Source organism: Streptomyces tauricus, from assembly GCF_014650955.1.
GTDB lineage: Bacteria > Actinomycetota > Actinomycetes > Streptomycetales > Streptomycetaceae > Streptomyces > Streptomyces tauricus.
In genome coordinates this window covers 14272-26819 of the sequence record NZ_BMVY01000049.1, presented here as the reverse complement: position 1 = coordinate 26819, position 12548 = coordinate 14272, and the positions used below count along the sequence as shown (strand labels likewise).

Annotated in this window: 13 protein-coding genes; 8 read left to right on the top strand and 5 right to left on the bottom strand. The window is 70.4% G+C overall.

All coding sequences use genetic code 11. The annotated features are described in order from the left end of the window. Position 1: 1 nt before the first annotated feature. Both IE278_RS38550 and IE278_RS38545 read left to right on the top strand, forming a co-directional pair. On the top strand, positions 2-679 hold the full coding sequence (locus tag IE278_RS38550; RefSeq protein WP_189779672.1) for a pyridoxamine 5'-phosphate oxidase family protein: 678 nt from the start codon (positions 2-4) through the stop codon (positions 677-679). Then, the gene (locus IE278_RS38545; protein WP_189779671.1) at positions 679-1311 is read left to right on the top strand and encodes an FMN-binding negative transcriptional regulator; all 633 of its coding nucleotides are present in this window, start codon (positions 679-681) and stop codon (positions 1309-1311) included. Before IE278_RS38550 ends, IE278_RS38545 begins: the two co-directional genes overlap by 1 nt. A gap of 111 nt (positions 1312-1422) precedes the next feature. Here the strand turns inward: IE278_RS38545 and IE278_RS38540 are convergent, their stop codons facing one another. Further along, complete coding sequence (locus IE278_RS38540; protein ID WP_189779670.1) at positions 1423-2490, bottom strand: EamA family transporter; 1068 nt, start codon at positions 2488-2490, stop codon at positions 1423-1425. Between the two features lie 138 nt (positions 2491-2628). After that, complete coding sequence (locus IE278_RS38535; protein ID WP_373312213.1) at positions 2629-3189, bottom strand: Clp protease N-terminal domain-containing protein; 561 nt, start codon at positions 3187-3189, stop codon at positions 2629-2631. A gap of 209 nt (positions 3190-3398) precedes the next feature. On the opposite strand from IE278_RS38535, the gene IE278_RS38530 reads away from it, so the two are divergent. Both IE278_RS38530 and IE278_RS38525 read left to right on the top strand, forming a co-directional pair. Beyond that, on the top strand, positions 3399-3587 hold the full coding sequence (locus IE278_RS38530) for a hypothetical protein (RefSeq protein WP_189779668.1): 189 nt from the start codon (positions 3399-3401) through the stop codon (positions 3585-3587). Positions 3588-3713: 126 nt separating this feature from the next. Then, positions 3714-4142, top strand: coding sequence for a type II toxin-antitoxin system Rv0910 family toxin (locus IE278_RS38525; protein ID WP_189779667.1), 429 nt, complete (start codon positions 3714-3716; stop codon positions 4140-4142). A gap of 147 nt (positions 4143-4289) precedes the next feature. Here the strand turns inward: IE278_RS38525 and IE278_RS38520 are convergent, their stop codons facing one another. Next, the gene (locus IE278_RS38520) at positions 4290-4940 is read right to left on the bottom strand and encodes a PadR family transcriptional regulator (RefSeq protein ID WP_189779666.1); all 651 of its coding nucleotides are present in this window, start codon (positions 4938-4940) and stop codon (positions 4290-4292) included. 197 nt (positions 4941-5137) lie between these two features. On the opposite strand from IE278_RS38520, the gene IE278_RS38515 reads away from it, so the two are divergent. Continuing rightward, entirely contained in the window at positions 5138-5956 is an 819-nt protein-coding gene (locus IE278_RS38515) for a PhzF family phenazine biosynthesis protein (RefSeq protein ID WP_189779665.1), read from the top strand. 189 nt (positions 5957-6145) lie between these two features. Here the strand turns inward: IE278_RS38515 and IE278_RS38510 are convergent, their stop codons facing one another. Then, a complete protein-coding gene (locus tag IE278_RS38510) occupies positions 6146-6958 on the bottom strand; it encodes a CPBP family intramembrane glutamic endopeptidase (protein ID WP_189779664.1) in 813 nt (270 codons plus the stop codon). A gap of 196 nt (positions 6959-7154) precedes the next feature. Here IE278_RS38510 and IE278_RS38505 point away from each other — a divergent pair, with 196 nt between their 5' ends. Beyond that, complete coding sequence (locus IE278_RS38505) at positions 7155-8924, top strand: substrate-binding and VWA domain-containing protein (RefSeq protein WP_189779663.1); 1770 nt, start codon at positions 7155-7157, stop codon at positions 8922-8924. 81 nt (positions 8925-9005) lie between these two features. On the opposite strand, the gene IE278_RS38500 is transcribed toward IE278_RS38505, so the two are convergent. After that, positions 9006-10526 carry a glutamate-cysteine ligase family protein gene (locus tag IE278_RS38500; protein WP_189779662.1) on the bottom strand — a complete coding sequence of 507 codons (1521 nt, stop codon included), beginning with the start codon at positions 10524-10526 and terminating at the stop codon, positions 9006-9008. Positions 10527-11200: 674 nt separating this feature from the next. On the opposite strand from IE278_RS38500, the gene IE278_RS38495 reads away from it, so the two are divergent. Both IE278_RS38495 and IE278_RS38490 read left to right on the top strand, forming a co-directional pair. Continuing rightward, positions 11201-11791, top strand: coding sequence for a hypothetical protein (locus IE278_RS38495; protein ID WP_189779661.1), 591 nt, complete (start codon positions 11201-11203; stop codon positions 11789-11791). A 411-nt stretch (positions 11792-12202) separates the two neighbouring features. Continuing rightward, entirely contained in the window at positions 12203-12406 is a 204-nt protein-coding gene (locus IE278_RS38490; protein WP_189779660.1) for a DUF5999 family protein, read from the top strand. The last annotated feature ends 142 nt before the right edge of the window (positions 12407-12548 follow it).

The following is a 12548-nucleotide window of genomic DNA, read 5'->3' as shown; positions in this document are numbered from 1 at the left end:
CATGACGGAGACGGCCGCCCCGCGCCCCGCCACCTACACTCCGACCGACCGCACGGTCCCCACCCGCTCCCGGGACCGTGCCGCGTACGACCACGAGATGGTCCACTCGATCCTCGACGAGGGATACGTCTGCCACCTCGGCTTCGTCCGCGACGGGGCGCCCGTCGTCCTGCCCACGCTGTACGGACGGGTCGGCGAGCGGCTCTATGTGCACGGCTCGACCGGTTCGCGCCCGCTGCGCATGGCGGGGCAGACCGACCCGGGCCTGCCGGTCTGCCTCACGGTCACCCACGTGGACGGGCTCGTGCTGGCCCGCTCGGCGTTCCACCACTCGATCAACTACCGGTCGGTGGTGGTGCACGGCGTGGCCCACCAGGTGACGGACCCGGAGGAGAAGCGGCAGGCCCTGGACGCGCTGGTCGACCACGTCGTGCCCGGCCGCTCGTACGACTCCCGGCCCGCCAACGCCAAGGAACTGGCCGCGACCTCCGTACTGCGGCTGGACCTCGACGAGGTCTCGGCCAAGCTGCGCACGGGCGGCCCGAACGACGAGCCCGAGGACCTCGGCCTGCCCCACTGGACCGGAGTCCTCCCCGTCCGCACGACCTACGGAGCCCCCCTGCCCGCCGACGACCTGGCTCCGGGCATAGAGGTCCCGGACTACCTGACCACGCTCTGATGCTCATACATCCCTGGGACGCGCCCCACGACGACTCCGAGTGGCAACAGTGGCTGGCCGTCCACGACTTCGGGCAGCTCGCGGTGAACGGCCTCCCCGGCGAGCCACCGCACGTCCAACCGCTCCACTTCACCCACGACCCCGACCACGGCGAAGTACTGGCCCATCTGGCCCGGCCGAACCCACTGTGGCCCGCCCTCCTGGCCGACCCGGTCGTGACCCTGAGCGTGGTCGACGACTACGTGTACGTCCCGGGCCCCTGGCAGGCACCGCCCGGCACCCCCGCCGAGCACGGCACCCCGACGAGTTTCTACGCGGCGGTCCAACTCCGCTGCACCGCGCGGGTGGTGGACGACCCCGCCGAGAAGGCCGAACTGCTGAACCGCCAGGTCGGCCATTTCCAGCCGGAGGGCGGCTCAGCCGAAGCGGCCGTCGGGCAGGACCCGTACGGCCGCCTGCTGCCGGGGATCCGCGGCCTCCGACTCGAAGTGACCGGTGTACGGGCGAAATTCAAGTACGCGAATCACCGTACGGAGGAAGTCCAGAACCGTGTCGCCGCCGAACTGTCCGCGAGGGGAGGCCCCCGGGACGCGGCGGCGCGAGCGCAGCTGATGAGGCGCCGCCGGGCCTGACACCGGCTCCGGCACCGGCTCGGCTCCGGCTCCGGGTCCCCCTCGCGTCCGACCGTGCCGCTGCCGTGCGGGCCCTACAGGGGTGGGCCCACACGGCCGGCACGGCCGCTTCTAGCCGGCGGCGCCCCGCTCGGGAAGCCGCTCCCTCTCGACACCGTCCGCACCGTCCGCGCCGTCCACACTGGCCGAGGCGTCCGCGCCGGCCGCTCCACCCGATCCCTGCGCCACCGGAGCCGGCGACCCCTTGGCGGGCGCGGACGTCTGCGCGATGAAGGCACCGCACAGCACCACCGCCCCGCCGATGATCTGGGGCGCCGAGAGATGCTCCCCGAGCAGGACCCAGGCGAGCACGGTCGCGATGACCGCCTCCAGACACGCCACGACTCCGGCCACCTGGGGCGAGAGCCTGCGCACCGCGAGGACGCCGGTCACGTAGGCGACGACCGTCGCGATCAACACGATCCAGCCGAGCAGCAGCGAGGCGGCCACGGTCGTCCCGTCCAGGTCCGCGCCGCCCCCGAGGACCGACCAGTCCATGCCCCACGGCCGCGCCACGAGCGTCAGGACGAGCGCGCCGACGAGCAGCCCGTACGCGATGACGCCGAGCGGGGCCGGCGCCTCCTCCCCCGCGTCGCCGCCCTGGTCGGACAGGACGAAGTAACCGACCTGGCAGCACGCGGCGCCGAGCGCCAGCAGCAGTCCGAGGACGTCGAAGCTCAGGCCTGCCCACACCTCGACGACACAGGCGAGACCGCCGACGGCCAGGACGACTCCGAGGGCCGCGGCACGGGTGACGGGCCGGCGCTGCACGAACCGCACCCAGCCGAGGACCAGCGCGGGCGCGAGGTACTCGACGAGCAGCGCGACACCGACGGGTATCCGGGAGATGGAGGCGAAGTAGCAGGCCTGGACACCGGCGACGGCCAGCAGTCCGAAGCCGGCGAGCAGCGCGGGGCGTTCACGCACCAGGTTCCGGTGGCGTACGGCCAGGGGCAGCATGACCAGCGCGGCGCCCGCGACACGCAGCCACACCACGTGCAGGGGGTCCAGGCCGGCCTCGATCAACGGTTTGGCGGCGACACCGGAGCCCCCGAAGGCGACCGCCGATCCGAGCGCGAGCCCCAGCCCGACGCCTCTGCCACGGTTGCCCCGACTGATCTCTGACGTATGCACCGGCACATGATGACAGGCGACGACATGAGCGTCACCCCCGTTGACACCTGTCTCAACGACTGGACGCGCACACATCCGCACCCACCGGGCCCGCGAACGGCTCGGACTCGGGCCAGGGCTCAGGCGTCGAGCCCCCGCCCCGGCTCAGGCGTCGAGCCCCCGCCCTCGCTCCCGCTCCCGCTCCGCCAAGCCGTCGAGGCGCACCAGCAGCTCCCCCACATCGACCCCCGCGCGTCCCAGCACTTCCACGGCCCGTGACGCGGGTTCGGCGACGAGCGCGGCCAGCAGGTCGACTCCGCCCGCGAAGGGGTCGCCCCGCCGCACGGCACGTTCGTACGCGGCCTCCATGACACCGGCCGCCACCGGCGACCACCCGTCCCCGGTCACCGTCGGCACGGCACCGGACTCCTCGCCGGAACTCTGCCACCGGAGCCCGTAGCCGATGCTGCGCTGGACGAGGTAGCCGAGCAGCCGGGCGACCTGCGGGCCGCTCTCGAAGGCCTCGCGCACCTCGGGGTCCGACTCCAGGAGCGTGTGCAGCAGATGAGCCGTGTCGATCTGCCGGTCGCCGTCCCGCAACGCCCTTCTGCGCGCACTCGCGACCATCGCCGCCAGCTCGGCACTGAGGTGGGCCTCGACGTCGGGGCCCACCGGGCCGCGCTCGGCGGCCTGCTGGTGGGGACTGTGGGGAATACGGTGTTGCACGTCTCCCACCTCATCAGCCGGCCGCCGTCCGGTCATCCGCGCGGGGAAGCATTCCCGCGTCCGACACAGGGTGGGCACCGGTGTCCGGCTCCTCCTCCTTACGGATGACATCACGCTGTATTCGCCTCAGCATTCGCCTACGTAGCGCGCGCCGCTTTGCCTCGCGCCCCTGGCGCAACCGCGTCGCTCCGGCGCTCGTCCACACGGGCATGGAGAGCAGGTGCTGGCTGGTGGCCCTGCCGTCGGTGGACGGCAGACAGTACGTGTACCGGGTCTACGCACCCGAGGACGCACTGCTCGCCGACCTGTTCTGGGAGGCGTGGCACTGCCACGACGAAGGGCCCTTCCCGCGCGCGTGGGACCTGTTCGACGCGGCGCTGATATGGCGGATGGGCTGACCCCGCTACCGCACCCCAACCCCCTGACGGTTCATCAGTATTGAATGTTCACGGCTCTACGGCTACGTTCCGCGACACCGTAGCCAGCTGCGCCCGGCGCAGCGCCCGAGACAAAGGGGTGGCCGCATGGCCGAAGTCAGCGCGGAAGCACGGATCGAGGCGCCCGCCGAGAAGGTCTGGGCGCAGCTCACGGACTTCTCCTCGTACGGCGAGTGGAACTCCACCCACACCAGCTTCCCCAAGGGCGGCCCCGAGACCCTGGAAGTCGGCGGCACCTTCGAGGAGAACATGAAGCTCATGGGCTTCCCCGCCGAGGTGAACTGGACCATCGAGGAACTGCAGACGGCCCGCACGCTCGCGATTCGCGGCAAGGGGCCGATGTCCGTGACGGTCGCCACGCGCTACACCTTGATCCCGGACGGGGAAGCGACCACGGTCCGTATCGACGGCGAGTTCACGGGCGCCGCCGTCTCACTGATGGCGGGCAAGCTCAAGGACTCGGCGACCGCGGCCCTCAACGAGTCCCTTCGCAAACTGAGCGGCCTGGTGTCCTGAAGGACTCCCCGCCACCCCCACACACACTTCCACACGCACGCAGCCCCCACTCCGTCCCCAGCCACATACTCAGCCCGTCAGCCGCATGGGGGGTACCTCGCAGTCGAGGTACCCCCGTCGCCACGGCCGTCTCGGCCGGGTGCGCCATCAGTCCTCGTCGGCGAGGATCAGATACAGCTTCTTGCGTGACTCGTTGATGACGGCCAGCGCCTTCTCGCGCTGCTCCTTGCTGCCGGTCTTCCAGACCTGCCCGAACGCCTCCATCAGACCGAAGCCGGCCTGCCGGATGTCGCTCAGCGCCTCCCAGTCGACCCCGCGCCCCGCGTCCTCCCAGGGCGCTTCCGGCCCCTCCTCGGCCGCGGCGCGACCCTCCTCGGTCAGCGAGAACAGCTTCTTGCCGCCCTCGGTCGCACTGCTGATCAGACCTTCGTCCTCCAGCAGCTGAAGGGTGGGGTACACCGAGCCGGGGCTGGGCTTCCACGCCCCACCGCTGCGCTCGGCGATCTCCTGGATCATCTCGTAGCCGTGCATGGGCCGGTCCTTGAGCAGGGCCAGGATCGAGGCGCGCACATCGCCGCGCCGCGCCCTGCCCCGCGGTCCGCCCCGGCCGCCGCGGCCGCCCCAGGGGCCCGGGCCGAAGCCGGGACCACCGAAGCCGGGACCGAAGGGGCCGAAAGCCCCACGTCGGCCTTCGAAGCCGCCCTCGCCGGGACCGCCGGGGCCACCCCGGCCGCGTCCACGGCCATGCCCGTGACCGGGGCCGAAGCCCGGTCCGTATTCCTCTCCATGGGAACGCATCGCAATCACTCCATTCCATCGTTGATCGGTCGCGATGCGTCAACGATATATCGGAATAGCTCGCCCGACAAGGCCCTGCTGACAAGACCCCGCCAACAGAGGACTGCCGCAGGACCGGCAGAGGCCCCGCAGAAGCAGGCCGCCGGCCCCGAATTGGCCTTGGCCCGCGCCCGTGACCAGCGCCTACCGTCGGGCGCATGCGGATTCGTATCGTCGACGCCTTCACCGACCGCCCCTTCGCCGGCAACCCGGCCGGGGTCCTCCTCCTAGACGCCTCGGCGTCCTTCCCGGACGACGCCTGGCTGCAGAACGTGGCCCTGGAGGTCAACCACGCCGAGACGGCGTTCGCCCACCCCCTCCCCGAGGGAGGCGAGGCCGACTGGGCGCTTCGCTGGTTCACCCCGGCCGCCGAGGTCGCGATGTGCGGCCACGCGACACTCGCCACCGCCCATGTGCTGACCACCACGGGAGCCGTACAGGGGCCCGTACGGTTCGCGACGAGGAGCGGCGTGTTCATCGCGACCCCGAGGGACGACGGCTCCCTCACGCTGGACTTCCCGACCGCCCCGCTCACCGCGGTCGAGGTCCCGGCGGGCGTGGCCGAGGCCTTGGGCGCCGAGCCCCTCACCGCCCATGACACCGGCCCGAACGTCGGCGACCTGCTCGTCGAACTCGCCGACGAGAAGACGGTCCTGGGCCTGACCCCGGACACCGCGTCCCTGGGCCGCTACTCCGAGCGCGGCATCATCGCCACGGCCCGTGCCGAGGACCCCTCCCGGGGCTACGACTTCGTGTCCCGCTGCTTCTTCCCGAACATCGGCATCGCCGAGGACCCGGTCACCGGCAGCGCCCACACGGCCCTCGCCCCGTTCTGGTCCGAGCGCCTGGGCCGGACCGAACTCACCGGCCTCCAGGCCTCGGCCCGCTCCGGGCGCGTCCGTACGGAGCTCCGGGGAGACCGCACCCTGCTCTCGGGCCGCGCGGTCACCGTGATCGAGGGCGACCTGCTCGTGTGAACAGACCGAATCGCCCGCGGAACGGACGAAGGGGCGTACGGATCCCCCGTACGCCCCTCTGCGTGCGCCCCACTTGAGCCGCGCACCCCACTTGACCCGCGTGCCCGCTCGGGCCCGCGTCCCCCGCACGGACCCACTCGCCACTCAGGCGGTGGGCAGCCGCCACTCACGCGGAGGGCCGCCCGCCGTTCACGCGGTGGGCAGCCACCCCACCTTCCCCGCCAGCAGCGCGTATCCCACGAACGCCCCGATGTCGAGGAGCGAGTGGGCGACCACCAGCGGTCCGATCCGGCCCCACCGGCGGTAGAGGTAGACGAAGACCACGCCCATCACCATGTTGCCGATGAACCCGCCGATGCCCTGGTAGAGGTGGTACGAGCCGCGCAGCACCGAGCTGGCCACCAGCGAGGTGGCCGGCGTCCAGCCCAACTGGTCCAGGCGCCGCAGCAGATACCCGACGACGATCACCTCCTCCAGGATCGAGTTCTGGAGCGCGGAGAGGATCAGCACCGGGTACTTCCACCACACCTCGGGCAGCGCCTCCGGCACCACGGTGAGGTTGAAGCCGAGGCCGCGCGCCGCCAGATAGAAGGCGATGCCCGTGCTGCCGATGACGGCGGCGACCCCGGCGCCACGGGCGAGGTCGAACCAGGGCCGCGTACGGTCGCATCCGAGTGTGCGCAGCCCCTTGCCCTCACGGATCAGGAAGTGCGCGACGAGGGCGACCGGCACCAGCGCGGACGCGATCCCGAACAGCTGCCAGGCCAGATCGAGCCAGGGCCGGCCCGGGGCGGCCGAGGCGTTGAGCGTGGCCGCCTGGTCCTTCAGGCCTCCCGGTCTGGTGACCGAACCGACAAAGCTGATCAGCGCCGAAACCCCGCTGGCTCCGAGTGAGACACCCAGTACGAGGAGCGTCTCGTCGCGGAGGATCCGCCGCCGGTCGAACCGTCCCTCGGGATCCCCGGGAAAAGAATCAGCCACCGGCCCCTGCCCCACCTGCACTCATGCCTCCAGTTGCGTAATCCCGTCTCATCCCCATCTTCGCCCCGCTAGGGTCTCGAAAGAAGTTGCGAAGATCGTGCGTGACAGGCCGTCAAGGGACGGACGCCATGAGGGGTGCACTTCCCTTGTGCCATACCATTCGGCCATTTCACCGTTTCAACGGCTCCGGGCTCGATCAGGGAGGGGCACCACCGCCATGGGACGTCACAGCTTGCCCGACGGGTTGCGCAGGGGCGGCACCGGCCCCCGGTCACACACGCGGCACCGCAACGTGGCGCTCGCGACCGCCCTGGTGACGATCCTCGCCGGCGGTACCGTCGCCGCCGTCGACGGCGGCCTGCTCTCCTTCGGCTCGTCCTGCTGGGACGACACCGTACGGCTGAGGATCGCCGCGGCTCCCGGTATCGCGCCCGCCCTCAAGGACGCGGCGGCATACGTACGGGACAACGACGTGACGTCCGACGGCAGCTGCCTCGATGTCCGGGTGACCGCCCAGGACACGTACAAGGTCGCCGACGCCCTCCGGTCCAAGCGGAAAAGCGCGACCGACTTCGAGGCGTGGGTGCCGGACTCGGGCGTGTGGGTGGACCGGGTCATGGCGGACGACCAGTCGATCTCGGTGACTCCGGCGGGCAATGTCGCCTCCTCACCCATCGGTGTGGCCATGGTCCCGGCGGCCGCCAAGTCCCTCGGCTGGCCCAAGAAGACGTACTCCTGGACCGAGCTGGCCGGGGTCACGATGACGAGCGACCGTCTGAAGCTAGGCGCGGGCGACCCCTCGCGCAGCGCCACGGGACTGCTCGCGCTGACGCAACTGGCCCAGACCGCGGGAAAGTCCAAGGACGGCGACACCCTGGCGGCGGCCACCGCCAAGGCCCTCTCGCAGCGCACCTCGGACAGCGACGGCCAGGTCCTGGACACCCTGCCGCGCGACCTGTCCGGCACCGAGCAGGGCAATCCGAAGCGCAACCAGGCGCTGATCCTCTCCGAGCAGGCGGCGTTCGCGTACAACGAGTCGGCGGACAGCGGCGACGACCTCGACCTCTTCTATCCGAAGGACGGCGCGCCCCGGCTGGACCATCCGTTCGCCCTGGTCGACGAGCCCAACCTGACCACGGACGAGAGCCGGGCCGCGCTGCGGTTCATGACGCTTCTCGGTGAGCCCGACGGGCGCAGGATCCTGGAGAAGCACGGCTTCCGTACGGACGAGGACGAGACCCCGGCCGCGCTGGTGACCGAAGCCGGCGGCCGTGCCCCGCAGCCGTACCGCTTGGTGCCCGAGAGGCCGGCCACGGACAAGGAGATCGAGGAAGCCCTCGGCATGTGGACCATCACGGTGCAGAGCGCCCGCCTCACCACGGTCGTCGACGCCTCCTCGTCGATGTCGGACCCGGTGCCTGGCACCAGCGAGTCCCGGATGGACGTGACCAAGGCGGCGCTGCTCCAGGCCCTGGCCACGTTCACCCCGGAGGACGAGATCGGGCTGTGGAAGTTCTCCAGGAGGATCGACGGCAAGCGCGACTACCGCGTCCTCGTACCGACCGACCGGCTCGGCGACCAGGTGGGCGGCAGCACGCAGCGGGACCGCCTGTCGGCGGCCTTCAGCGACCTCAAGCCGGTCAAGGACGGCTCGACCGGCCTGTACGACACCACCCTGGCCGCGTACAAGGCCGCCGCGGAGTCCTACACGAAGGGCAAGTTCAACGCGTTGGTGCTGCTGACCGACGGGGTGAACCAGGACCCCGGGAGCATCTCGCGCACCCGGCTGGTCTCCGAGCTGCGCAAGCTCGCCGACCCGGAGCGTCCGGTGCCCGTCATCGCGATCGCCGTGGGCCCGGAGGCCGACAAGAAGGAGCTGAACGAGATCGCGGAGGCGACCGGCGGCTCGGGACACCTGGTCACCGACCCGTCCCAGATCCACTCGGTGATCCTGAAGGCCGTGGTGAAGGCGGGCAACACGCGCTGACCCGCCCTCACCGCAAGGGAACGCACCGCAAGGGAACGCACCCCGAGGGAACTCACGCCGGGGGAACTCCCCCGACGGACCTCAGCCCAGCGGAACCGCCGGCTCCCGCAGCCCGACCGGCCACGTGTGCACCGGCTCACCGAGGTGCATCAGCTCGCTGTACCGCTTCGTCGTGGCGGCCAGCGCGGCATCCCGCTCCATACCGCTCTCCAGAGCCTTGTGGAACGTACGGGACTGCCAGGAAGCGCCGTTGACCCCCCGTTTGCACCGCTCCTCGATCACCCCGAGGTACAGGTCACGGTCGGCCGGCTCGATGCCCCACGCGTCCAGCCCCGCCGCCGCGAGCGGCAGCAGTTCGTCGCGCACCAGCTGCACCCCCGGCACGCGCGTGACCCCGCCGTACCTGCCGCGCCGCGGCCACTCCAGCTGCGCGTCGATGCCGTACCGGCAGGCCTGGTCGAAGTTGGCGGCGGCGGCCTCGAAGGGCAGCCGGGTCCAGACCGGCCGCGGCTCGGCGGCGAGGGCGCGTACGAGGCCGTAGTAGAAGACCGTGTTGGCGACGACGTCGATCACCGTGGGGCCGGCGGGCAGCACACGGTTCTCGACCCGCAGGTGCGGGACGCCGTCGGCGACGTCGTACACCGGGCGGTTCCAGCGGTAGACGGTGCCGTTGTGGAGCACGAGTTCGGCGAGGCTCGGGATGCCGCCCTCGTCGAGGACGCGCATCGGATCCTCCTCGTCCCGCAGCGGCAGCAGGGGCGGGAAGAAGCGCAGGTTCTCCTCGAAGAGGTCGTACGCCGAGGAGATCCACCGCTCGCCGAACCAGGTGCGCGGCCGTACCCCCTGCGCCTGGAGCTCGGGTGGGCGGGTGTCGGTGGACTGCTGGAACAGCGGGGGCCTGGACTCGCGCCACAGCTCACGGCCGAAGAGAAACGGGGAGTTGGCGCCCACGACGATCTGCGCCGCGGCCGCGAGCTGCGCGGCGTTCCACACGTCGGCGAACCGGTCGGGGGTGACCTGAAGATGCAACTGCACAGACGTACAGGCCGCTTCGGGCGCGATGGACGCCGAGGTGCACTTGAGCCGTTCCACGCCCTCGATGTCCAGCGTGAAGTCCTCACCGCGGGCCGCGACGATCTGGTCGTTGAGCAGTGTGTAGCGGTCCACGTCCGAAAGGTTCGCGGAGACCAGGTCGTCACGGGCGAGGGTCGGCAGAATGCCGATCATCACGATTCCGGCATCGACCTCGTTCGCCTTGCGATGGGCGTACGCGAGAGAGGTACGCAGTTCCTCGGCCAGCCGGTCGAATACGCGTCCTTCCAGCCGGTGCGGGGCAATGTTGACTTCCAGATTGAACATGGCGAGTTCTGTTTGGAAATCGCGGCTCGCGATACGTTCGAGTACTTGCGCATTCATCATGCGCGGCATGCCGTCGGGGCCTGCCAGATTCAGCTCGACCTCCAGCCCCATGAGGTTCTTGGGACGGTCGAACCGCTCCTCGGCCAGCAGCCGCGCCAGCCCCTCCAGGCACTGCTGCAGCTTTTCTCGGTACCGCCGGCGGTCGGACAGACCGATCGTCCCCGCCACGACCTTCTCCCCCATCGAAGCTTCCCTCCTCGACTGGGCCGCCCGAAGAACCGGCCGCTGGTGTTCCGGGTCACGGGGGATGATGCCCAGGCAATGTGATCGATAACGCCCCGGACCTGCCCCCCGGGCACTACTCTGAACTCAGCTTTCGTCAGGCACATTCACTAGGCATGAGGCGCCACATTTCTCTGGACGGTCGACTCCGTCGTGAAAAACGCCGACGAGAACCGGCCGTCCACTTCGGAAGAGTATTCCGAGGTCATCGACGGGTACCCGCCGAGAACCGGGACCAAACACACGTATCGGCGACCTAATTGCCTCTTGCACTTAATGCGCGGAACAGCTAGCGGAAACACGGCCTGAACACGTGTCGTATAAACTCCGCGAACGAGGCAGAGAGTTGGCGCTCGCGGTCGCAGGGCCTGTCGTCGAGGTGACGGCGTTAACCCGAAGGGCGGCCCGTGCGGCGTCCTGTGCGTGCGATCGCAAAGTCGCCGGAAGGATCTTGTAGCCGGGCGAGGCTACCGGAGCCTTCCGGCTTCTCGGCGAGCATGCGTGCCGGACACCGCGCGGCAGGCATCACTTCGGCGACAGGCCCTATGCCCCCGCCCCTTTGACCCCGAGAGCTGACAGCGCCGTCCGCCCCCGCCCCCGCGCCACCATGCCTGTCGAATGAGAGGCGACCCACCATGCCGCTGCACGTCCCTCCGGCTCCCGCGCCGGCATTGCGCACCGTCCTCACCGCCCTCGGTTCCCCGACCGCGGTCCGTGAAGCCCGTACCTCGTCCCTCCGCGACACCCAGGGACCCCTCACTCCCGAACTCCCACTGCCTGTCCACGTGCTCGACCGGATCGCCCCGGCGGCAGCCCCCGCCACCAGGCTCGCCGGCTGGCGCTTCCTCATCCGCTGCCACGAACGCGCGGTGGCGGCCGCGGAAACCAGGCTGACCCCGGACGGCTGGGCCTTCTCCCACTTCTTCGAAGGCCCGTACGTCACCGCCACCGAACGTGCCCTGCGCCAGGCGGAGACGATGCCGGGGTCGTACCAACCACGTCTGCTCTCGGTACCCGAGCTCTACATGCTCACACTCTGGCTGCACGGCGACTTCACCGCCGACGGTACGAAGGGTCTCCTCGCCGCCACCGATCTGTTGGTGCCCCTGGCACCCGCCCCGCCCGGTATCGCCGCCCACCGCCCGCACCGCGTGGCCGAACTGCTGCCCGTACTGACCCATCGGCTGACACCGGCGGCCACTCCCCTGCTCGGCTCACCCGCCTGAGCGCACCTCGATTCCTCTGCCCCGCGGCCACCGTCCCGGCCGCGGGGCACATCACTGTGCGAGGAAGGCGAGGAAGGCGTGGAAGGCGAGGAGAGGATGGAGTTGGGGAGGACGTCGCTCCGAGTGACACGTGCAAGACACAGTGCACTCCCGGCCCGTCCGGACTAGCCCCATCCGACCATTGCGAACCACCCGAAGGGACACCCCAGTTGGGATGAACCGTCCGCACGGGTGATGCGTCATCAACCTGTGAGGAGTGCTGGCGTCAAATCCCTGCGGATTGACGCCCATAGGGCAACACTGGGTTCCGGACCATCTGACAAACGGGGGGCGGCCATGGACACCAGTTCGAGCCGCGGAACAGACAACACATCGAACACCGACCTCACACCGAAGCGAAAGATCCCATCAATGTGCCAGCACCAGCGACCGTGCCCGTCAGCCGAATCCGCCGACCGGGAGGCAGCGCTCCTCGTGGCGCACCACCCGGAGCAGGGATGGAGCCTGCTGTGCAACGGCGTCCTGCTCTTCGAGGACACCGGTGAGCTTCTGCCGGACGGCCGGATCATCGCGCCGCACCGGCCTCTGGCCCTTGATGTGATGACCGCTGCCTGAGACGCACGGCGCAACACGGGCGACGGGAACGGGCGGCGGGGCAGGCCGTCCCGAACCACACCCACAACAGAACAAGGCCAGAAAAGACCAGAACAAGATCAGAAAAAGAGGGGCCGGCCCCGGGAAGCACTCCCGGAACCGG

Excerpts from the sequence above, each read along its gene's own strand:
- IE278_RS38530 (WP_189779668.1), top strand. The coding sequence starts at position 3,399 with ATGGAGAGCAGGTGCTGGCTGGTGGCCCTGCCGTCGGTGGACGGCAGA.
- IE278_RS38500 (WP_189779662.1), bottom strand. The coding sequence starts at position 10,526 with ATGGGGGAGAAGGTCGTGGCGGGGACGATCGGTCTGTCCGACCGCCGG.
- IE278_RS38495 (WP_189779661.1), top strand. The coding sequence starts at position 11,201 with ATGCCGCTGCACGTCCCTCCGGCTCCCGCGCCGGCATTGCGCACCGTC.
- IE278_RS38550 (WP_189779672.1), top strand. The coding sequence starts at position 2 with ATGACGGAGACGGCCGCCCCGCGCCCCGCCACCTACACTCCGACCGAC.
- IE278_RS38505 (WP_189779663.1), top strand. The coding sequence starts at position 7,155 with ATGGGACGTCACAGCTTGCCCGACGGGTTGCGCAGGGGCGGCACCGGC.
- IE278_RS38525 (WP_189779667.1), top strand. The coding sequence starts at position 3,714 with ATGGCCGAAGTCAGCGCGGAAGCACGGATCGAGGCGCCCGCCGAGAAG.
- IE278_RS38515 (WP_189779665.1), top strand. The coding sequence starts at position 5,138 with ATGCGGATTCGTATCGTCGACGCCTTCACCGACCGCCCCTTCGCCGGC.
- IE278_RS38490 (WP_189779660.1), top strand. The coding sequence starts at position 12,203 with ATGTGCCAGCACCAGCGACCGTGCCCGTCAGCCGAATCCGCCGACCGG.
- IE278_RS38520 (WP_189779666.1), bottom strand. The coding sequence starts at position 4,940 with ATGCGTTCCCATGGAGAGGAATACGGACCGGGCTTCGGCCCCGGTCAC.
- IE278_RS38545 (WP_189779671.1), top strand. The coding sequence starts at position 679 with ATGCTCATACATCCCTGGGACGCGCCCCACGACGACTCCGAGTGGCAA.